This window comes from Sphingomonas sp. DC4900 (assembly GCF_049896485.1).
GTDB classification, from domain to species: Bacteria; Pseudomonadota; Alphaproteobacteria; order Sphingomonadales; family Sphingomonadaceae; genus Sphingomonas; species Sphingomonas aquatilis.
Genome location: NZ_JAFCUK010000003.1, coordinates 101,826 through 121,998, shown reverse-complemented (window position 1 = coordinate 121,998; position 20,173 = coordinate 101,826). Strand labels below are relative to the sequence as shown.

Here is a 20,173-nt window from a genome sequence, read left to right as displayed (position 1 = left end):
GCTGGAGCCTCTGGCCGTCCCCGTGCTGATGAGTGGACCCCGGAACGGGTCCGGGGTGACGGGGGATTTGGGGCGGGCGAGTGTTACTTCGCCGCGACGCGCCAGATCGTGTTGCCGACGTCGTCGGCGACCAGCAGCGCGCCGGTGCGATCCGATTCCAGGCCCACCGGGCGGCCGCGCGCCTTGCCGTCGGCGTTAAGGAAGCCGGTCAGCACGTCCTGCGGCTTGACGCCATCGACGGGGAAGCCGCGCGCCGCGAAGGGCACGAAGACGACCTTATAGCCCGATACCGGCTTGCGGTTCCACGAGCCATGCTCACCGATCAGCGCGCCTTGCGCGTAGCGGTCGCCGAGTTTCATGCCGTTGGCGAAGGCGAGGCCGAGGGCGGCGACGTGGGGCCCGAGCGCGTAATCGGGGCGCTTCGAATATTGCTGCAGGTCCGGGCGCTGCGGCTCGACGCGATTGTCGGGATAGCCGCCCCAATAGAACCACGGCCAGCCGAACTGGTCGCCGAGCTCGACCTGCGTCAAATAATCGGGCGCGAGGTCGGAGCCGAGCATGTCGCGTTCGTTGACGACGGTCCACAGCTGCTGATTGTAGGGGCTGATCGCCATGCCCTGTGGGTTGCGCAGGCCGGATGCGTAGATGCGGAAGGTCTTCTGATCGGGATAGACCTGCAGGATGTTGGCGCGGAATTTCTCCGCCTCCAGCCCCTTTTCGGCGATGTTCGAGGCCGAGCCGACGCCGACGAACAGCGTCTTGCCGTCCGGTGCCGCGATCAGCGTACGCGCCCAATGGTTGCCGCCGCCGTTCAGCTTGACGACCAGTTCGGGCTTGGCGGTGATCTGCGTCGCGCCGTCGGCATAGGGCACGCGGACGAGCGCGTCGGTGTTGGCGATGTAGAGCTGGCCATTGAGCAGGGCCATGCCCGTCGGCGAGTTCAGCCCGGTCATGAAGACATGCCGTTCCTCGGCAACGCCATCGCCGTTCGCGTCGCGCAGCAGCGTGATGCGATTGGCAGAGGGCACGCCCGCGCCCGCCTTGTTGAGCAGGCGGCCCATCACCCAGGCTTCGATGCCGCCACCTTCGCGGGGCGGCGAATTGGTTTCGGCGGCCAGCACGTCGCCGTTGGGCAGGCGATACAGCCAGCGCGGATGCTCGAGGCCGCGGGCGAACGCCTTCACCGTCAGGCCCGCGGCGGGGGTGGGCGTTTCATTGCCCTGCCAGCCGACGACGTCAGCGACCTTGACGGTGGGCAGCGTCTGGTCGCGGGGTTCGGTGATGGCGGGGCGCTTTCCGGCGACCTGATCGACCGACAGCTTCGCCGTATCCGGCCAGGCGAGATAGACGACGACCGCCACGGCGATGACGGCGATGAGCGCGGCGACGCGCAGGACGTGCTTCAGCATGGCACTACGATAAGAGGAGTGGGGCTGGCGGGGAAGGGGGCTGCGCCGCGTTGCCTGTCGAAGGGCGTGTTTCCACACGCGCGGCGGTCGCCCGCGGCCACCGTGCTTCGACAGGCTCAACACGAACGGGGCGAGGACGTGCCTAAATCTCAGACACCTACGAAAAAAGACCGCCGGTGCGAGAGGGGATCGCACCGGCGGTCCGTCATCCCGGCCGGAAGGGTCGCTCCTTCCCGGTGACCGGGACGAACCGTATGTCTCAGGCCGGCGAACCGACCAGCAGGTCGTAGCGGTCGGCGTTCATCACCTTGGTCCACGCCTTCACGAAGTGATCGGCGAACATCGGCGCGGCATCGCTGCACGCATAGACTTCGGCGATCGCGCGCAGCTGCGAATTGGAGCCGAACACCAGGTCGGTGCGCGAGGCGGTCCACTTCTGTTCGTGCGTGTGGCGATCGGTGCCGACGAATTCCTCGTCGCTGTCATCGCTGACCTGCTTCCACGCGGTGCCCATGTCGAGCAGGTTCACGAAGAAGTCGTTGGTCAGCTGACCCGGCCGGTCGGTGAAGACGCCGTGCTGGCCCGCCTTGGGATGGTTGGTGCCGAGGACGCGGAGGCCCGCGACCAGCACCGCCATCTCGGGCGCCGACAGGCCGAGCAACTGCGCCCGATCGATCATCAGCTCCTCGGTCGGCACGTTATACTTGACCTGCAGATAGTTGCGGAAGGCATCGGCCTTCGGCTCCAGCACGTCGAAGCTTTCGGCGTCGGTCTGCTCGGCCGAGGCGTCGGTGCGGCCGGGGGTGAAGGGCGCCTCGATCGCATGGCCCGCGGCCTTGGCCGCCGCCTCGATCCCCACCGAACCGCCGAGCACGATCAGGTCGGCGATCGATACCTTCTTCTCACCCTTGCTGTCGAAGTCGGCCTTGATGCCCTCATAGACACCGAGCACCTTGGAGAGCTGTTCGGGGTTGTTGACCTCCCAGTCCTTCTGGGGCGCCAGGCGGATGCGGCCGCCATTGGCGCCGCCGCGATGATCCGACCCGCGCCACGTCGAGGCCGACGCCCAGGCGGTCGTGACCAGCTCGGCAATCGACAGGCCGGAATTGGCGATCGCGGCCTTGAGGTCGGCGACGTCGCCGTCGTCGATCTGCGAATAGTCCGCGACCGGGATCGGATCCTGCCAGATCAGCTCTTCCTGCGGCACTTCCGGGCCGATCAGGCGGATCTTCGGGCCCATGTCGCGGTGCGTCAGCTTGTACCAGGCGCGCGCCCAGACGTCGGCGAAATAGGCCGGGTCCGCACGAAATTTCTGGCAGATCGCATTGTACGACGGGTCGACCTTCAGCGCCATGTCGGCGGTGGTCATCATCGTCGGCACGCGCTTGCCCGCGGTGTGCGCGGCCGGCGCCAGCGTCTCGTCGGGATCGCCGACGGGGTGCCATTGATGCGCACCGGCGGGGCTTTTGGTCAGCTCATATTCGTGGTCGAAGAGCATGTCGAAATAGCTCATGTCCCACGTCGTCGGCGTCGGCGTCCACGCGCCTTCGATGCCGCTGGTGATCGTGTGATCGCCCATGCCGCTTTCGTGCGTCGACGCCCAGCCGAGGCCCTGCGAGGCGATGTCGGCGCCTTCCGGCTCGACGCCGACCAGCTTCGGATCGCCCGCGCCATGTGCTTTGCCGAAGGTGTGGCCGCCGGCGGTGAGCGCGACGGTTTCCTCGTCGTTCATGCCCATGCGGGCGAACGTTTCACGCATGTCGCGTGCCGAACCCTGGGGCATCGGGCAACCGCCGGGGCCTTCCGGATTGACGTAGATGAGGCCCATCTGGATCGCGGCGAGCGGATTTTCGAGCGCGCGGCCCTCCTGTTCCTCGATGCGGGTCTGGCCGAGCCATTCCTCCTCGGTGCCCCAGTAGACGTCCTTCTCGGGCTCGAAGACGTCCTCGCGGCCGCCGGAGAAGCCGAAGGTCGGGCCACCCATCGATTCGATCGCGACATTGCCCGCCAGGATGAACAGGTCCGCCCAGCTGAGCTTGCGGCCGTACTTTTGCTTGATCGGCCACAGCAGGCGGCGCGCTTTGTCGAGGTTGCCGTTGTCGGGCCACGAGTTGAGCGGGGCAAAGCGCTGCTGGCCCGCCGACGAGCCGCCGCGGCCGTCGCCGGTGCGATAGGTGCCGGCGGAATGCCAGGCCATGCGGATGAAGAAGGGGCCGTAGTGACCATAATCGGCCGGCCACCAGGGCTGGCTGTCGGTCATCAGCGCGGTGAGGTCGCGCTTCAGCTGGTCGTAATCGAGCGTCAGGAATTCGGAGCGATAGTCGAAGTCGTCGCCCATCGGATTGCCGCTGACGCCCTTCTGATGAAGGATGTCGACCGACAACGCCTCCGGCCACCAGTCGCGCGAGGTGCGGCCCAGCAGGCTGCGCAGCGCTGCGGGCTTCTTGTTCGGGTCGCTGAGTGGGCTGCCTTCGGTGATCGCGTCCATGTCCTGCTCTCCCTCAAAACGCTACGTCCGCTGCGGGCATGAACGCGGCCGCAGCGATGCTGTTGCTTAGGGATATCGCAGTCCGTCTGATCGGGATAACGCTTAATCGCGAAGGCTGTGATCGGGTGGGGCGATCAGTGGGTCCCTCGTCCATCGTCACCCCGGACTTGATCCGGGGTCCCGCTTCTTTTTCTTCGCCGCCGGATAAAGCGGGGCCCCGGATCAAGTCCGGGGTGACGGGAGTAGGGGGAGTAGGGGCGGCAGTATCGCGCGTTACGCCTCGTCCGGCACCCGCAAGCCCGGCAGGCGCCGGACGCGGTCGGCGACCCATTTGCCGGGGTTGCGCAGCGGGCGGTCGAAGCGGATGCGCAGGACGATGCGGGTGCCGCTCGCCTCGTTCCAGACTTCGTGGTCGTAGGTGTCGTCAAACACCAGCGTCTCGCCCTCCGACCAGCGCACGACGCGGTCGCCGACGCGCATGCGGACGTCGCCGTCGCGCGGCACGACGAGGCCGAGGTGGCAGGTGATCAGCCCCTTGGTGGCACCGCGCCGGATCGCATGATGCGCGCCCGGCGGCAGGATGGCGAGCGCGGCGCTGTCGAGACCGGGGATGGTCGACACGATGCGATGCGTCTGCGGGCAGGGGGCGGGCGTGTCGTCGTCTCGGCTCCACAGCGTCACGGTGCGGTCGGCGGGGGCGGTGTCGGCAGACAGCGCGCTCATCGCCTCGTCGCGGATCGTTCGCCAGTGATCGCGCAGCAGGGCGGTCCAGGCGAACTGGCGCATGTCGAGCACCGGATCGGTGGCGACCAGCGACGAGGCGGCGATCACGCGATCGATCCGGCGGCGCAGGCCCGCAGGCAGGTCGAGCCCACGCAGCAGGCCGTGCGGCTGTGGCTGCGTCGGGGGAGTCGGGGCCGGGGCGCCCGAATCCCGCCACATTGCCGATGCCGTCCTGGTCGTCGCGATCGTCATGCCCCTGCCGTCGTCATCCTGGCGTTCGCCGCGGCCAAGAGGCGCGGGCGTCGCTTATCCTGATTATTCTGTAGGGCTTGGGTATCGGCATACCGGGGCCAAATCATGACCGAAACATGGAGCGTCGGCACAGATGGTGTCCTCGCTGGCGGCGTCCGTCGTGCCACGCTACAGCAGGGGCCATGGCGTATCTTTCCCGCGCATTCGCGCCCGTACTCGTCCTCGCTCTGGCCACCGGCGGCATCGCCCAGGTCAAGGCGCCCCGCTCCGCGGTAGCGGCTCAGGCGACCCCCGCGGTCAAGGTCGATCCGACCGCCTGGCTCTACAAGGGCAGCGACCTGCCGCACGATCCGGCCTGGGTGTTCGGCACCCTGCCGAACGGGTTGCGCTATGCGGTGCGCAAGAACGGCGTGCCGCCGGGCCAGGTGTCGATCCGCGTGCGCATCGACGCAGGCTCGCTCAATGAAAAGGACAGCGAACGCGGCTACGCCCATTTCATCGAGCATCTCTCGTTCCGCGGATCGGAATATGTGCCCGATGGCGAGGCGAAGCGCGTATGGCAGCGGTTCGGCGCGACCTTCGGGTCGGACAGCAACGCCTCGACCACGCCGACGCAGACGCTCTACAAGCTCGACCTCCCGTCCGCGACCGAGCAGACGGTCGATGAAAGCCTGAAGATCCTGTCGGGCATGATGGAGCAGCCGACGCTGACCGATGCGGCGGTCTCCGCCGAACGGCCGATCGTGCTGGCCGAGCGCCGGGAACAGCCGGGGCCGCAGGTGAAGTTGCAGGAGGCGATGAGCAAATTGTTCTTCGCCGGCCAGCCGCTCGCCGAACGGTCGCCGATCGGCACGCTCCAGACGCTGGAGGCGGCGAATGGCGCGAGCGTCAAGGCGTTCCACGATCGCTGGTATCGGCCCGAAAACGCGGTCGTGATCATCTCGGGCGATATGGATCCGGCGACGCTCGGCCGGATGGTGACGCAGCATTTCGCTGGCTGGAAGGGCAACGGCACGGCGACGCCCGCACCCGATTTCGGCAAGCCGTCGCCCAACGAGCCGACCTCTGCCGTGATGGTCGAACCGGGCCTGCCGCCGCTCGTCATGATGGGCGTCGTGCGGCCATGGCAGTACAATGACGACACCAAGATCTTCAATCAGAAGCGGATGGTCGACACGATCGCGGCACGCGTCATCAGCCGGCGGCTGGAGCGGCGTGCGCGTGCCGGTGCCAGCTTCGTGCAGGCGGGCGTCGACCTCGACGACCGGTCGCGCTCGGCGAACATGACGACGGTCATGATCCTGCCCGTCGGCGATCAGTGGGAACAGGCGCTGAAGGACGTGCGCGCGGTGATCGCCGACGCGCAGAAGACGCCGCCGACGCAGGCCGAGATCGACCGCGAATATGCCGATTACGAAGTCGCGATCCGCAACGGCGTGGAGACCGCGCAGGTCGAAGCGAGCGCCAAGCAGGCCGACGACATGGCCGGCGCGCTCGATATCCGCGAAACCGTGACCGCACCCGCCAACAGCTATGCCATCCTGACCGACGCCAAGGCGAAGGGCATGTTCAACCCCGCCGACGTGCTCGCCTCGACGAAGAAGATCTTCGCCGGCGTCGCGACGCGCGCGCTGGTCAACACGCGCACCGCCGAAAAGGGCGCGGCGGAAAAGCTGGCGGCGGCGCTGAAGGCCGACGTGTCGACACTGACGATCAAGCGCGCCTCGCAGGCGGCGGTCGATTTCAGCAAGCTGCCCGCGCTGGGCAAGCCGGGCACGGTCGTGTCGCGGACGCAGATCGCCGGGCTGCCATCGGAAAAGGTGGTGTTTTCGAACGGCGTGCGGCTGCTGACCTTCGCCAATCCCGACGATACCGGCCGCGTCTTCGTGCGCGTGCGCTTCGGGCGCGGCTATAACGCCTTGCCCGCAAGCAAGCCGAGCCCCGCCTGGGCGGGCGACCTCGCGCTGATGGAAAGCGGCATCGGCACCCTCAGCCAGGACGACCTCGATCAGCTGACCGCGGGGCGGCAATTGGGCCTCGACTTCGGGATCGACGACGATGCCTTTTCGATCGCGACGCTGAGCAGTCCAAAGGACTATGCCGACGAACTGACGCTGGCGGCGGCGAAGCTCGCCTATCCGCGCTGGGATGCGGCGCCGGTCGCGCGGGCGAAGTCGTCTGCGCTGACCGCGATCCCCGGCTATGATTCGTCGGCGGACGGCGTGTTGTCGCGCGATCTGGAAGGGCTGCTGCACGATGGCGACCAGCGCTGGCTGACGCCGAGTGCCAAGACGGTGTCGTCGCTGACGCCGGAGCAGTTCAAGGCGTTCTGGGCGCCGCTGCTCGCCAGCGGCCCGATCGAGGTCGACGTCTTCGGCCAGATCAACCCGGACGAGGCGATCGCCGCGGTGGCCAAGAGCTTCGGCGCGCTGCCGCCGCGCGTGGACACCACCACCGCGCCGCCGCCGGTGCGCTTCCCCGCGCATGTCGCGAGCCCCGTGCTGCGCTATCACAACGGTCCCGACAATCAGGCGAGCGCGGTGATCGCCTGGCCGACCGGCGCGGGCCTGACCGATATCGCAGAGGCGCGGCGACTGGACGTGCTGGCCCAGGTGTTCAGCGACCGTCTGTTCGAACAGATGCGCCAGGCCGAGGGCGCGAGCTACAGCCCCGGCGTCGCGAGCAGCTGGCCCCGCGGCCTGCCCGGCGGCGGCCGCCTGATGGCGGTAAGCCAGGTCGCGCCCGCCAACGTGCCGCTGTTCTTCAGCCTCGCCCGCAAGATCGCCGCGGACCTCGCCAAGACGCCGGTCACCGCCGACGAGTTGGAGCGCGTGAAGGGCCCGCTGCAACAAAGCTACGCCCGCGCCGCGACGAGCAGCCTGTTCTGGCTGCGCGAAATGTCGGGCGGCACGTTCGACGAACGCCGCATCGACGCGGTCCGCCGCCTGGGCCGCGACTTCGGCGAAGTGACGCCGCAGGTGTTGCAGGCGACCGCGGCCAAATATCTGGTGCCGGAGAAGGACTGGACGCTGGCGGTGCTGCCGCGGAAAAAGTGAGGGGCGGGGGGACGCGAGCGCGCCGTGACCTCCCCCTCCGTCAGCTTCGCTGCCACCTCCCCCTGGCGGGGGAGGAATGGCTGAAAAGTCCTCCCTCGCTTTAGCGGGGGAGGGGGACCGCCCGCGTCAGCGGGTGGTGGAGGGGGCGTTTCCGCGCGCGTTCAGCTCGGCGAGGATGAGCCGCATCACCGCATCGAGATCGCGGAGTATGTCGGTGGCCGGGATGCGCAGGGTTGTGACGCCCTGTTCGGCGAGCCACGCGTCGCGTTCAGGGCGGTCGCCGCGGTCATGCGCTTCGCCGTCGACTTCGATGACGAGGCCCGCTTTCGCACAGTAGAAGTCGAGGACGTATGGGTCGGTGGGGACCTGCTTCCGTATGCGGAGCGGAAGTTTGCGGAGTTCAGGCCAGAGCAGGATTTCGGGGAGGGTTAGCGGGCGGCGTAAGGACTTTGCGTCGGCGAGGTTTCGTTTCGAGCCGTTGAGCTTCACCCTGTCCTCCCCCGCCAGGGGGAGGTGGCAGCGCAGCTGACGGAGGGGGAGGGCAGCGATGTCTCTCCCACCATGCGCTGCCCTTTGTCTTATTTCACCCCTTGTACAACGCGTCCAACCGCTCGCCGTACACCCCGCGGATCACGTGGCGGCGGATCTTCAGGCTGGGGGTCAGCTGTTCGTTTTCGATTGCGAAGGGTTCGTCCGCCAGGATGAAGCGGCGGATGCGTTCGGTGACGGACAAGTCCTTGTTCACGCGTTCCACGGCATGGCCGATCGCGGTGCGATATTCGCTGTTTTCCGCAAGGCGCGCTGCCTTGCACGCGGTGCCGTTCGCCGCGCACCATTCCTGCGTCCATTCGGGGTCGGGCACGATCACCGCGACCATATAGGGGCGGCGGTCGCCGGCGATCATCGCCTGGACGATCTCGGGCTGCAGCGTCAGCATGCCCTCGACCTTCTGCGGCGCGACGTTTTCGCCCTTGTCGTTGATGATTAGGTCCTTCTTGCGGTCGGTGATCTTGATGCGGCCGGCCGCGTCGATCTCGCCGATGTCGCCGGTGTGCAGCCAGCCGTCGCGCAGCACGCGCGCGGTTTCCGCCTCGTTGCGCCAATAGCCGTGCATCACCAGCTCGCCGCGCACCAGGATTTCGCCGTCGGGCGCGATCACCACCTCGGTCGCCTCGAGCGGCGGGCCGACCGTGTCGACCTTCACGCCGACGCGCGGCCGGTTGCACGAGATGACCGGCGCCGCCTCGGTCTGGCCATAGCCCTGCAGGAAGGTGAGGCCGAGGCTCTGGAAGAACAGCCCGACCTCCGGCGTCAGCGGCGCGCCGCCCGACACCATCGCCTTCATCCGCCCGCCGAAGCGCTTGGCGATCTTCGGCTTGAACAGCGTATCGACCAGCAGCTTGGTCGGCCGATCGGTGAGCGAGAGCCGCCCGGCGCTCTGCTTCGCGCCGATCTCCAGCGCCTTGTCGAGCAGCCAGGCGGACATGCCGCCCTTCTTCTCGATCGCCTTGCTGATCCGGGTGCGCAGCACCTCGAACAGGCGCGGCACGACGAACATGATCGTCGGACGCACTTCCTCGATATTGGCGGCGAGCTTGTCGAGGCCCTCGGCGTAGTAGATCTGGCCGCCCAGCCCGATCGGGAAATGCTGCCCGCCAGTATGCTCATAGGCGTGGGAGAGCGGCAGGAACGACAGAAACACCTCGTCGTCCCAACCGAAATCCTCGGAGATCAGCGCCGCGCAGCCGTTCACATTGTGCAGCAGCGCGCCATGGTGCTGCATCACGCCGCGCGGCGCACCGCCGGTGCCGCTGGTGTAGATGATGCAGGCCAGGTCGTTGCGCTGGAAATCCGCCTCCGCCGCAACGCGCGCGGGGTCGGCGGGATGATCCGCGATCAGCCGGTGCCAGTCGTGGAAATCGATGCTGGTCGACGGCGCGCGCATCGGGTCGATGCCGATCACCGTCTGCCCCTGGTTCGATCGCAGCACCGCGGGCATCAGCGTCCGGGCGAGCTTTTCGGTCGACACGATGATCGCGCAGGCGCCCGAATTTTCGATGATGTGCGCATGGTCGCGCTCGGTGTTGGTCGTATAGGTCGGCACGGTGACGCAGCCCGCGGCCATGATGGCGAGGTCGCTGATGCACCATTCCGGCCGGTTCTCGGCGACCAGCATCACCCGGTCGCCGCGCTTCATGCCGATCGCCTTCAGGCCCGCGGCAAGGCTCGACACCTGCCGTGCCGCCTCTGCCCAGCTCGTGGCGACCCATTGGCCGTCGCGCTTCGCCCACAGGAAGGGGGCCTCACCCTTTTCCGCCGCGCGCGTGAAGAACATGGTGACGAGGTTGGGGAAGTGTTCGAGGGTGCGCATGGCTCTCTCCTGCATGCCGGCGGCGCGTGTGGATCCCGCGCCTGCCGTAACGTCCGTGACGCGCTTTTTATTCCGAGGGGCGATTGGCGACGGGGGCCATGGGCAGCGGTTTGGTGACGCGGCCCGTCTCGTCGATCGCGGCGCCCTCGCTGCGCGGATCGGCGGCACCGACCCAGCGGTTGCCCTTCCATTCGATCGCATTGGCCTTGAGGCCCAGCGGCGCGATCTGCGTCCGTTCGCCGAGCTTGGCGAGCGCGGGCTGGAGCGCTTCGGCCGGCGTGCCCTTTTCCAGCGTCGCGACGGGGCCGGGTGCGTAGACGAGGCCGAGGCGGATCGCGTCCTCCGCCGACAGATTCCAGTCGAGCACGCCGATCAGCGCCTTGGCGATCTGCGCGATGATCGTCGATCCGCCCGCCGCACCGAGCGCGAGGCGCACCTTGCCCTGTGCGTCATAGACGATCGTCGGCGCCATCGAGCTGCGCGGGCGCTTGCCGCCCTCGACCCGGTTGGCGACGAGATAGCCTGCATCCACGGGCACGATGTCGAAATCGGTCAGTTCGTTGTTCAGCATCGTGCCGTCGACCATCAGCCCCGATCCGAACGGGCCTTCGATCGTCGTCGTCACCTCGACGACATTGCCGTCGCGATCGGCGACGGCGAGGTCGGTGGTGCCGGCGACCTCGCTGACCGGCGCGGCGGTGCGCGGCGGCGCGCCCGGCGGCGTGCCGGCGCTGACCGTCGCCATCGTCGTGCTGGGCGAGATCAGCGCAGACCGCTGCGCGATATAGGCGGGGTCGAGCATGCCCTTGATCGGCACGCGCACGAAATCGGGATCGCCGACGTACATGTTGCGATCGGCATAGGCGAGGCGCGAGCTTTCGGCGAACAGGTGCCAGGCAACCGGGCTGGCCGGACCCAGCTTGCCCATGTCGAACCGTTCCAGCTGCTTCAGGATCATCAGCACGGTGATCCCGCCCGACGAGGGCGGGCCCATGCCGCAGATCTTGTAGGTGCGATACGGCACGCACAGGTTCGGGCGCGGCTTCGCTTCGTAACTGGCGATGTCGCCGGTGGTCATCTGCGAGGGGTTGCGCGCGGCACCGTTGACCGTCGCGACAAGCTTTTGCGCCTGCGGACCGACGTAGAAGCTGTCAGGGCCGAGCTTGGCGATCCGTTCGAGCAGTGCCGCCTGCGCCGGGTTGCGGATCAGGCCGTCGGCGCCGGGCGTGAAGGTGGCGCTGCCCTGCGGCGTCAGGTCGCCGCCGAACGAGCGGACCGCGTTGTTGAACCGCGGCGAGGGCTGGAAGCCCTGCTTGGCCAGCCGGATCGCGGGCGCGAACAGCCGCGCCCAGGGCAGTTTGCCGCCGTTGCGATGCGCCAACGCCATGCCGCGCAGCGCACCCGGAACGCCGACGCTGCGGCCGCCGGGGACGGCATCGGCATGCGACAGCGGCGTGCCGTCGGCGGTGTAGAACCAGCGCGGGGTGGCGGCGTGCGGTGCGGTTTCGCGCGCGTCGATCGTGTCGATCTGGCCGGTGCGTGCGGCATGACGCACCCAGAAGCTGCCACCGCCCAGGCCGGAGCTTTGCGGCTCGACGACGTTCAACGCCAGCATCGTGGCGATCGCCGCATCGGTGGCGCTGCCGCCGGCCTTCAGCATCTCGACGCCCGCCGCCGCGGCACGCGGATCGGCGGCGCTGACCATGCCGGGCACTTTGGGCCCGGGCGCCGTCGCTCCGGGTGCTCTGGGTCGCACCGGGGTCTTCGCCGGTGCCGCGAGGGCGGGCAGCGGCAGTGATAGGACGGCGAGCGTCAGGGCAAGTCTTGTCATCGCGGCGAAACCTAACGCCTCGCCGCGTCAGGGCAAGCCGTTACGCCCCTACGGCATCCGTGACGCTGGCGAAGCCGTCTCGGGCGAGGCATGCGTCGAGATCGGTCAGGATGCGGCGGGCAAGGCCGGGTCCTGCGAAGACCAGCGCCGAATAGAGCTGCACGAACGATGCGCCCGCGCGGATGCGCGTATAGGCTTCCGCGCCGCTGTCGACGCCGCCCGCCGCGATCAGCGCGATGCCGCCGCCGCTCGCCGCGCGCACATCGGCCAGGCGCTGGCGGGCGAGCGTGGTCAAGGGCGCGCCCGACAGGCCGCCCGCTTCGCTGGCATGCGGGCTGCGCAGCGGTGGGCGCGACACGGTGGTGTTGCCCATGATGATCGCAGCGATCCGCCGGTCGATCGCCGCACGCACGATGCCGTCGATCGCGGCGGCATCGAGATCGGGCGCGACCTTCAGGAACAGCGGCGTGCTGCCCCGCGCCTCGGTACAGGCGGCGAGCAGCTCGTCCAGCGCTGCGCCATGCTGCAGGTCGCGCAGGCCCGGCGTGTTGGGCGAGGAGATGTTGATCGTGACATAATCGGCGAGGGGGGCCGCGGCGGCGACGCCGGTGACGTAATCGGCGATGCGATCGGTCGCGTCCTTGTTGGCGCCGACGTTGATGCCGAGCCGGCCGGAGCGCCGTTTTGCGGCACGGGCATTGGCGAGGCCCGCGTCCAGGCCGCCATTGTTGAACCCCATCCGGTTGATGACCGCGCGATCCGCGACCAGCCGGAACAGCCGCGGCTTGGGGTTGCCCGCCTGGGGCAGGGGGGTCAGCGTCCCCATCTCCACCGCGCCGAAGCCCATCGCGAACAGCCCGTCGACCGCCACGCCATCCTTGTCGAGGCCCGCCGCGACGCCTAGCGGATTGGCGAAGCGGAGAGCGCCGATCTGCGTCGCGAGTCGCGGGTTTGAGGTGGGAGCCGCGACGGGCAGCTTTCCGCGCACCGCCAAGGCCTTCAGCGTCAACGCATGTGCGCGCTCGGCGTCGAGGGTGAACAGCAGCGGGCGCAGGATCTGATACATGGTGGCGCCCATCGCATTGGGGAGGGCGAAGGTCAAAGCGGTCCGCTTCCGCTTCGTCATCACTTCGTCCCTAATCCTCTCCCTCGTCATCCCGGCGAAGGCCGGGATCCATGGACCCGATGCCCTCCGCGGTTCCTGCCCAACACCAGCGTCCCCCGTCCATGGATCCCGGCGTCCGCCGGGATGACGGAGGATGAGGGCGCTCCACCCACCTCATCCGTCATTCCCGCAAAGGCGGGAATCCATAACCTCTACCGGTGCGGCCCCAGCGAAGACCTGCGCGTCTGGATTCCCGCCTCCGCGGGAATGACGAGGGGGGCGGGCCCCCCTTCCGCACCATATCGACCCGCCCGCGACCCAAACGCCACACCCCGCTTGACCCCGCCACACAAACCCCTATCTGGCAATCGGATCGAATTGATCCGATTTGCGAGCCGTTCTCAACAACCGGCGTGCAACAAGCAGTTCGGAGCCATGCGCCTTTCCAGCCTCGCCGATTATGCGGTCGTGATGATGTCCGCCGCCGCGCGCCATTGCGGTGCCGCGGGCCGGCTCAACGCGACGCTGCTCGCCGAGGAAACAGGCGTGCCGCTGCCCACCGCGCAGAAGCTCGTCAGCCGCCTGTCCTCCGCCGGCCTGATCGAAAGCACGCGCGGCACTGGCGGCGGCTTTCGCCTGTCGCGCCCGCCCTCCGCGATCAGCCTCGCCGACATCGTCGAGGCGGTCGAGGGCCCGATCCAGCTGACCTCCTGCGTCGAGGGCAGCCGCCACGACTGCGCCATCGAAGGCGCGTGCCAGGTTCGCCCGCATTGGGGCATCGTCAACGAAGCCGTCCGCGGCGCGCTCGCCGGTGTCAGCCTCGCCCATCTCTCCCGCGCGCCGGCCGCCGCCGCCGCGCCCCGCATTCCTGTACAGGTGTAACCCATGGCCACCAAGAACGCCGAAGCCTATGCGGCCGTCTCCAAGACCTACGAATGGGGCTTCACCTCCGATATCGAACAGGACTTTGCGCCCAAGGGGCTGAGCGAAGACACCGTCCGCTACATCAGCGCCAAGAAGGAAGAGCCCGAATGGATGCTCGACTGGCGCCTGAAGGCCTTCCGCCTGTGGCAGACGCTGGAGGCGCCGGACTGGGCCAAGCTCAACGTACCTCCGATCGATTACCAGGACGCCTATTATTACGCCGAGCCCAAGGCGAAGCCGAAGCTTGGGAGCCTGGACGAGGTCGATCCCGAAATCCTGCGCGTCTACGAAAAGCTCGGCATTCCACTCGAAGAGCAGAAGATGCTCGCCGGTGTCGAGGATGGCAGCGAGCCCAAGCGCCGCGTCGCGGTGGATGCGGTGTTCGACAGCGTGTCGGTGGCGACGACGTTCCGCAAGGAACTGGAGGCCGCCGGCGTCATCTTCCGCTCGATCAGCGAAGCGATCCGCGAATATCCCGACCTTGTGAAGAAGTGGCTCGGCAAGGTCGTGCCGCAGCGCGATAACTATTTCGCAACGCTCAACAGCGCGGTCTTCAGCGACGGCACGTTCGTCTACATTCCGGAGGGCGTACGCTGCCCGATGGAGCTGTCGACCTATTTTCGCATCAACGCCGAAAATACCGGCCAGTTCGAACGTACGCTGATCGTCGCCGACAAGGGAAGCTACGTCAGCTACCTCGAAGGGTGCACCGCGCCGATGCGCGACGAGAACCAGCTGCACGCGGCGGTCGTCGAACTCGTCGCGATGGACGATGCCGAGATCAAATATTCGACCGTCCAGAACTGGTATCCGGGCGACGAGGACGGCAAGGGCGGCATCTACAATTTCGTCACCAAGCGCGCGTTGTGCCAGGGCAAGAACAGCAAGGTGTCGTGGACGCAGGTCGAAACCGGCAGTGCGATCACCTGGAAATATCCGTCCTGCGTGCTCGCGGGCGACGGATCGGTCGGTGAATTCTACTCGGTCGCGGTGACGAACAATCGCCAGCAGGCCGACACCGGCACCAAGATGATCCACCTTGGGAAGAACACCAAATCGACCATCGTGTCGAAGGGGATCAGCGCCGGTCGCTCCGACAACACCTACCGCGGGCTGGTGCGCGTCGCGCCGACCGCGGAGAATGTCCGCAACTTCACCCAGTGCGACAGCCTGCTCTTGGGCGACCAGTGCGGCGCCCACACCGTGCCGTACATCGAGGTGAAGAACCCCAGCGCGCAGATCGAGCACGAAGCGACGACGTCGAAGATCAGCGAGGACCAGCTGTTCTACGCGATGTCGCGCGGGTTGGACCAGGAAGCGGCGGTCGCGCTGATCGTCAACGGCTTCGCCCGCGAAGTGCTGCAACAGCTGCCGATGGAGTTTGCAGTCGAGGCGCAGAAGTTGCTCGGTATCAGCCTCGAGGGGAGTGTGGGGTGATCCATCTGTGGTTGGTCACAACTCTTAGAGTTGGGTTTTCCACATTTCTGATAAGCGGCTTAGCCCCGTCTATTCCGCGCGGCGCTACGGCATTTGGGGATTTGGCGTGAAGAAGGCCGAAAATCCCAGACGATATTGGCTCAACATGGGACTGCTAGCCATCGGTTTTGCAATGATGTCGTTAATTGCGATTGTATTTGCATTTATCGTCTTGGCTAACGCGGGGTTTCTAGGAACTGACTTTTAACAATGCTGAAAATTGAAAACCTCCACGCCGAGATCGACGGCAAGCCGATCCTCAAGGGCCTTAGCCTCACCGTTAACGCGGGCGAGATCCATGCGATCATGGGTCCGAACGGCGCGGGCAAGTCGACGCTCGGCTACGTGCTCGGCGGTCGCCCCGGCTATGAGGTGACCGAAGGCTCGATCACCTTCGACGGCATCGACCTGCTCGACCTCGAGCCCAACGAACGCGCCGCCGCCGGCGTGTTCCTCGGCTTCCAATATCCGGTTGAAATTCCCGGCGTCAGCAACGTCCAGTTCCTGCGCGAGGCCTTGAACGCCCAGCGCGCGACGCGTGACGAAAAGCCGCTGTCGGGCGCCGAATTCCTGAAGCTCGCCCGCGCGCAGGCCGCGTCCCTCGAAATGGACGCCGAGATGCTCAAGCGCCCGGTCAACGTCGGCTTCTCGGGCGGCGAGAAGAAGCGCAACGAGATGGTGCAGATGGGCATCGTCGATCCCAAGTTCGCGATCCTCGACGAGACCGATTCGGGGCTCGACATCGACGCGCTGCGCATCGTCGGCGACGGCATCAACCGCATCATGCGCAAGGCCGACAAGGCGGTGCTACTGATCACCCACTATCAGCGCCTGCTCGATTACGTGCAGCCCGATCACGTCCATGTGCTGGCCGACGGCCGCATCGTCCGGTCGGGCGGGCCGGAGCTGGCGTTGGAGCTGGAGAAGGAAGGCTATGCGGGGGTGGTCGCGTGACGCCGTCCCTAAAGTCCTCCCTCGCGAAGCGGGGGAGGGGGACCGTTCGCGCAGCGAATGGTGGAGGGGGCGTCTCCGCATATGCGAGCCTCGCCGCATCCTCCCCCTCCGTCACGGCTGCGCCGCGCCACCTCCCCCTGGCGGGGGAGGACTGGAAGCCAAGCGCCGCAGGCATCACCTCGCTCCCTATCCGCGTCTCCGCGTCTCCGCGTGAAACCTCGTCTCTTCGCGTCTTCGCGTTGTCGCGCGATCAAAAGAGCCTCGCCGCATGACCGACGTCCTCGACCTTCCCACCACCCGCGACGAGGCGTTCCGCTGGGCTGACATGCCCGCGTTGCAGGCCGCGCGCGCGCTGTCCGCGACGACGGCAGCGATCCCGCAAGCGATTCTGGCCGATGCCATCCGGCTGGTGTTCGTGGACGGCGATCTGGTCGACCAACCGGCCGGGCTCGACATCGCGCCCATGACGCTCGCCAGCGACCACCCGCTCGCCCGCCACGCGGCGGGGCAGGGGCTTGGCGTGACGCTCGCGCCCCGGAGCGTCACCCGCCTCGAGATCGTCCGCGCCAATGCGGGCGGTGACGGCCACACCCCGCTCAGCATCACGCTCGGCGAAGACGCCGTCCTCACGCTGGTCGAGACCTATACCGGCGCCGGTTGGACCAACACGCTGACCCGGTTCGATCTGGGCAAGGGCGCCCGCGTCATGCGCGCGGTGCGGATCGTGCAGGACGCCGGCTTCGTCTCGACCCGCGACGAGGTGGCCATCGCGGAAGCCGCCAGCTTCGTCAGCGTCGCATTGGGCGCCACCGCTGCAGGCACCCGCCTCGACGCCGCGCTGACCCTCAATGGCGACGGAGCCTATGCCGAATTAGGCGGCGCGCTGCTGACCCGTGACGAACAGCGCCAGGAATGCGCAGTCCGCGTCCGCCACGCACACCCCAACGGCCAGTCGCACCAACTCTGGCGCGCGGTCGCTGCCGACCGCTCGACCGTCAGCCTCGCCGCCGCGGTCGAGGTGGCGCGCGATGCGCAGAAGACCGACGGCGAACAGTCGCTGCGCGGCCTGCTGCTGCAACGCACCGCGACGGTGAACCTGAAGCCCGAGCTAGAAATCTTCGCCGACGACGTGAAGTGCGCGCACGGCGCGACGGTCGGCGAACTGGACGCGCGCGCGCTCTTCTACATGCAGAGCCGTGGTATCCCCGCCGCGCGCGCGAAGGCGCTCCTCACGCGCGCGTTCGTTGCGGACGCGCTCGACCGGATCGCCGACGAAGCGGTGCGCGATGTGTTCGCGGCCGACGCCGATGTGTGGCTGGAGCGGGCGTTGTGAGGGTGTCGACCCCAAATCCTCCCCGGCACGGGGAGGGGGACCATGCGCAGCATGGTGGAGGGGCAGCCCGGCAGGGCTGTCGCTGGGGGCTGCCCCTCCACCACGTCGCTGCGCGTCGCGGTCCCCCTCCCCGTGCCGGGGAGGAATTGAGAGCAAGACGTACCCTCCACTTCGTCCACTTCCGCGCGTGCGGAGCCGTCGCATGACCGCCACCGAAGCTCCGCTCGACCGGCTCGCCGACTTCCCCGCGATCCCCGCCGGCTGGGCGTATCTCGACACCGCCGCCACCGCGCAGAAGCCGCAGCCCGTGCTCGACGCGATTGCCCGCGCCTATGGCGAGACCTATGCGACCGTCCACCGCGGCGTGTACCAGCGCTCCGCCGATATGACGCTGGCCTATGAGGCCGCGCGGCAGAAGGTCGCCCGCTTCATCGGAGCGGCCACCCCAGACGAGATCGTCTTCACCCGCGGCGCGACCGAAGGCATCAACCTTGTCGCGCAATGCTGGGCGGCGACGCAGCTCAAGGCCGGCGACCGCATCCTGCTGTCGATGCTGGAGCATCACAGCAACATCGTGCCGTGGCAGATGGTCGCCGAGCGGGTCGGCGCCGCGATCGACGTGCTGCCGCTGACGGACGACCATCGCATCGACCTCGACGCGATGGAGCGCATGCTGACGCCGCAGCACAAGCTGGTCGCGCTGGCGCATGTGTCGAACGTGCTCGGCTCGGTGCTCGACGCCAAGCGCGCGACCGACCTCGCGCACGCCGTCGGCGCGAAGATCCTGCTCGACGGCTGCCAGGCGGTGCCGCGCGTTGCGGTCGACGTCGCTGCGATCGGCTGCGACTTCTACGTCTTCTCCGGCCACAAGCTTTACGGCCCGACCGGGATCGGCGTGCTGTGGGGCAGGGGCGATTTGCTCGCGGCGATGCCGCCCTATCAGGGTGGCGGATCGATGATCGATCGCGTCACCTTCGCCAAGACGACCTATGCGCCCCCGCCGGGCCGGTTCGAGGCGGGCACCCCGCATATTGTCGGCGCGCTCGGCCTCGCCGCCGCGATCGATTACGTCGAGGGTATCGGCCTCGCGGCGATCCATGCGCACGAAACCGCATTGGTGCGCGATGCCCGCGCGGCGCTGTCGTCGCTCAACTCGGTCCGGCTGTTCGGGCCGGAGGACAGCGCCGGCATCGTCAGTTTTGCGGTCGAGGGGGTGCATCCGCACGACGTCGGCACCATCTTGGACGAAGGCCGCGTGGCGATCCGTGCCGGCCATCATTGTGCGCAGCCGTTGATGGAGGCGCTGGGCGTCGACGCGACCGCGCGGGCGAGCTTCGCGGTCTATAACGGCCCGCAGGATATCGAGGCGCTGGTGAAGGGCGTCGAACGCGTAACGAGGATTTTTGGATGAGCGATACGATCCGTATCGAAGAGGTGGACGCGGTGGAGACGCCGCCGCGTGCGCGCGTCGAAGACGCCGTTGAACGGCGCGTCGAGGATGCGGCCGAGCCGCGCCAGCGCGATTATCTGTCGGGCTTCCTCCAGCAGAAGCCGCAGGGCGATGCGCCCGGTGAGCCGGGCGGCGGGCTGTATGAAGGCGTGATCGACGCGCTGAAGGAAATCTACGACCCCGAAATTCCGGTCAACATCTACGACCTGGGCCTGATCTACGGCGTCGAGGTGACGGCCGAGGGGCAGGCGGTGGTGACGATGACGCTCACCACGCCGCACTGTCCGGTCGCGGAATCGATGCCGGCCGAGGTCGAGATGCGCGTCGCCGCGGTGCCGGGTATCGCCTTCGCCGATGTCAACCTCGTCTGGGACCCGCCCTGGGATCCGCAGAAGATGTCCGACGAGGCGAAACTCGAATTGGGGATGCTGTGATGGCCACCACGCTCCGTCAGCGCCCGGCGCCGCTGACCCTCACCCCATCGGCGGATGCGCGCATCGCCGACCTGATGGCGCGCGCGCCCGACGGCGCGATCGGCGTCAAGCTGTCGACGCCGCGCCGTGGCTGTTCGGGCCTCGCCTATTCGGTCGATTACGTCACCGAGGCCAAGCCCTTCGACGAGCGAATCGAGACGCCCGGCGGCACGCTGTTCGTCGACGGCGGGTCGATCCTGTACCTCGTCGGATCGACGATGGATTGGGTGGAGGACGATTTCACCGCCGGCTTCGTCTTCAACAACCCCAACGCCAAGGGCGCCTGCGGCTGCGGCGAGAGCTTCACCGTCTGAGGCGCCACCCCGTG

The 20,173-nt window shown here is 67.8% G+C and carries 15 protein-coding genes; 8 read left to right on the top strand and 7 right to left on the bottom strand.

Annotation, left to right across the window (positions count from 1 at the left end):
- Positions 1-83: 83 nt before the first annotated feature.
- The 3 genes from ACP690_RS05095 to ACP690_RS05085 form a co-directional block, all read right to left on the bottom strand.
- Positions 84-1,409 carry a PQQ-dependent sugar dehydrogenase gene (locus ACP690_RS05095; RefSeq protein WP_426260459.1) on the bottom strand — a complete coding sequence of 442 codons (1,326 nt, stop codon included), beginning with the start codon at positions 1,407-1,409 and terminating at the stop codon, positions 84-86.
- A 259-nt stretch (positions 1,410-1,668) separates the two neighbouring features.
- Positions 1,669-3,897: a catalase/peroxidase HPI gene (gene katG / locus ACP690_RS05090; RefSeq protein ID WP_426260460.1), complete on the bottom strand. Its 2,229-nt coding sequence runs from the start codon at positions 3,895-3,897 to the stop codon at positions 1,669-1,671.
- Between the two features lie 273 nt (positions 3,898-4,170).
- The gene (locus ACP690_RS05085) at positions 4,171-4,872 is read right to left on the bottom strand and encodes an aspartyl/asparaginyl beta-hydroxylase domain-containing protein (RefSeq protein ID WP_426260461.1); all 702 of its coding nucleotides are present in this window, start codon (positions 4,870-4,872) and stop codon (positions 4,171-4,173) included.
- A gap of 182 nt (positions 4,873-5,054) precedes the next feature.
- On the opposite strand from ACP690_RS05085, the gene ACP690_RS05080 reads away from it, so the two are divergent.
- Complete coding sequence (locus tag ACP690_RS05080) at positions 5,055-7,928, top strand: M16 family metallopeptidase (RefSeq protein ID WP_426260462.1); 2,874 nt, start codon at positions 5,055-5,057, stop codon at positions 7,926-7,928.
- Positions 7,929-8,054: 126 nt separating this feature from the next.
- Here ACP690_RS05080 and ACP690_RS05075 read toward each other — a convergent pair whose 3' ends face one another.
- From ACP690_RS05075 to ACP690_RS05060, 4 genes are all read right to left on the bottom strand, one after another.
- The gene (locus ACP690_RS05075) at positions 8,055-8,417 is read right to left on the bottom strand and encodes an endonuclease domain-containing protein (protein ID WP_426260463.1); all 363 of its coding nucleotides are present in this window, start codon (positions 8,415-8,417) and stop codon (positions 8,055-8,057) included.
- A gap of 94 nt (positions 8,418-8,511) precedes the next feature.
- The gene (locus tag ACP690_RS05070) at positions 8,512-10,299 is read right to left on the bottom strand and encodes an AMP-dependent synthetase/ligase (protein ID WP_426260464.1); all 1,788 of its coding nucleotides are present in this window, start codon (positions 10,297-10,299) and stop codon (positions 8,512-8,514) included.
- A 67-nt stretch (positions 10,300-10,366) separates the two neighbouring features.
- Positions 10,367-12,130: a gamma-glutamyltransferase gene (gene ggt, locus ACP690_RS05065; RefSeq protein ID WP_426260465.1), complete on the bottom strand. Its 1,764-nt coding sequence runs from the start codon at positions 12,128-12,130 to the stop codon at positions 10,367-10,369.
- 40 nt (positions 12,131-12,170) lie between these two features.
- Positions 12,171-13,208 carry a quinone-dependent dihydroorotate dehydrogenase gene (locus tag ACP690_RS05060; protein ID WP_426260528.1) on the bottom strand — a complete coding sequence of 346 codons (1,038 nt, stop codon included), beginning with the start codon at positions 13,206-13,208 and terminating at the stop codon, positions 12,171-12,173.
- Positions 13,209-13,670: 462 nt separating this feature from the next.
- Here ACP690_RS05060 and ACP690_RS05055 point away from each other — a divergent pair, with 462 nt between their 5' ends.
- The 7 genes from ACP690_RS05055 to ACP690_RS05025 all read left to right on the top strand — a co-directional run bounded on the left by ACP690_RS05055 (position 13,671) and on the right by ACP690_RS05025 (position 20,159).
- Positions 13,671-14,117: an SUF system Fe-S cluster assembly regulator gene (locus tag ACP690_RS05055; protein WP_043059217.1), complete on the top strand. Its 447-nt coding sequence runs from the start codon at positions 13,671-13,673 to the stop codon at positions 14,115-14,117.
- Positions 14,118-14,120: 3 nt separating this feature from the next.
- Entirely contained in the window at positions 14,121-15,596 is a 1,476-nt protein-coding gene (sufB, locus tag ACP690_RS05050; protein WP_426260466.1) for a Fe-S cluster assembly protein SufB, read from the top strand.
- A 249-nt stretch (positions 15,597-15,845) separates the two neighbouring features.
- Positions 15,846-16,589 carry a Fe-S cluster assembly ATPase SufC gene (sufC, locus tag ACP690_RS05045; protein ID WP_063688540.1) on the top strand — a complete coding sequence of 248 codons (744 nt, stop codon included), beginning with the start codon at positions 15,846-15,848 and terminating at the stop codon, positions 16,587-16,589.
- A gap of 268 nt (positions 16,590-16,857) precedes the next feature.
- Positions 16,858-17,922, top strand: a complete 1,065-nt coding sequence (locus ACP690_RS05040; RefSeq protein WP_426260467.1) for a SufB/SufD family protein — start codon at positions 16,858-16,860, stop codon at positions 17,920-17,922.
- A gap of 202 nt (positions 17,923-18,124) precedes the next feature.
- Positions 18,125-19,333, top strand: a complete 1,209-nt coding sequence (locus ACP690_RS05035) for an aminotransferase class V-fold PLP-dependent enzyme (protein WP_426260468.1) — start codon at positions 18,125-18,127, stop codon at positions 19,331-19,333.
- Entirely contained in the window at positions 19,330-19,806 is a 477-nt protein-coding gene (locus ACP690_RS05030) for an SUF system Fe-S cluster assembly protein (RefSeq protein ID WP_426260469.1), read from the top strand. Before ACP690_RS05035 ends, ACP690_RS05030 begins: the two co-directional genes overlap by 4 nt.
- A complete protein-coding gene (locus ACP690_RS05025; protein ID WP_426260470.1) occupies positions 19,806-20,159 on the top strand; it encodes a HesB/IscA family protein in 354 nt (117 codons plus the stop codon). Before ACP690_RS05030 ends, ACP690_RS05025 begins: the two co-directional genes overlap by 1 nt.
- Positions 20,160-20,173: the final 14 nt, after the last annotated feature.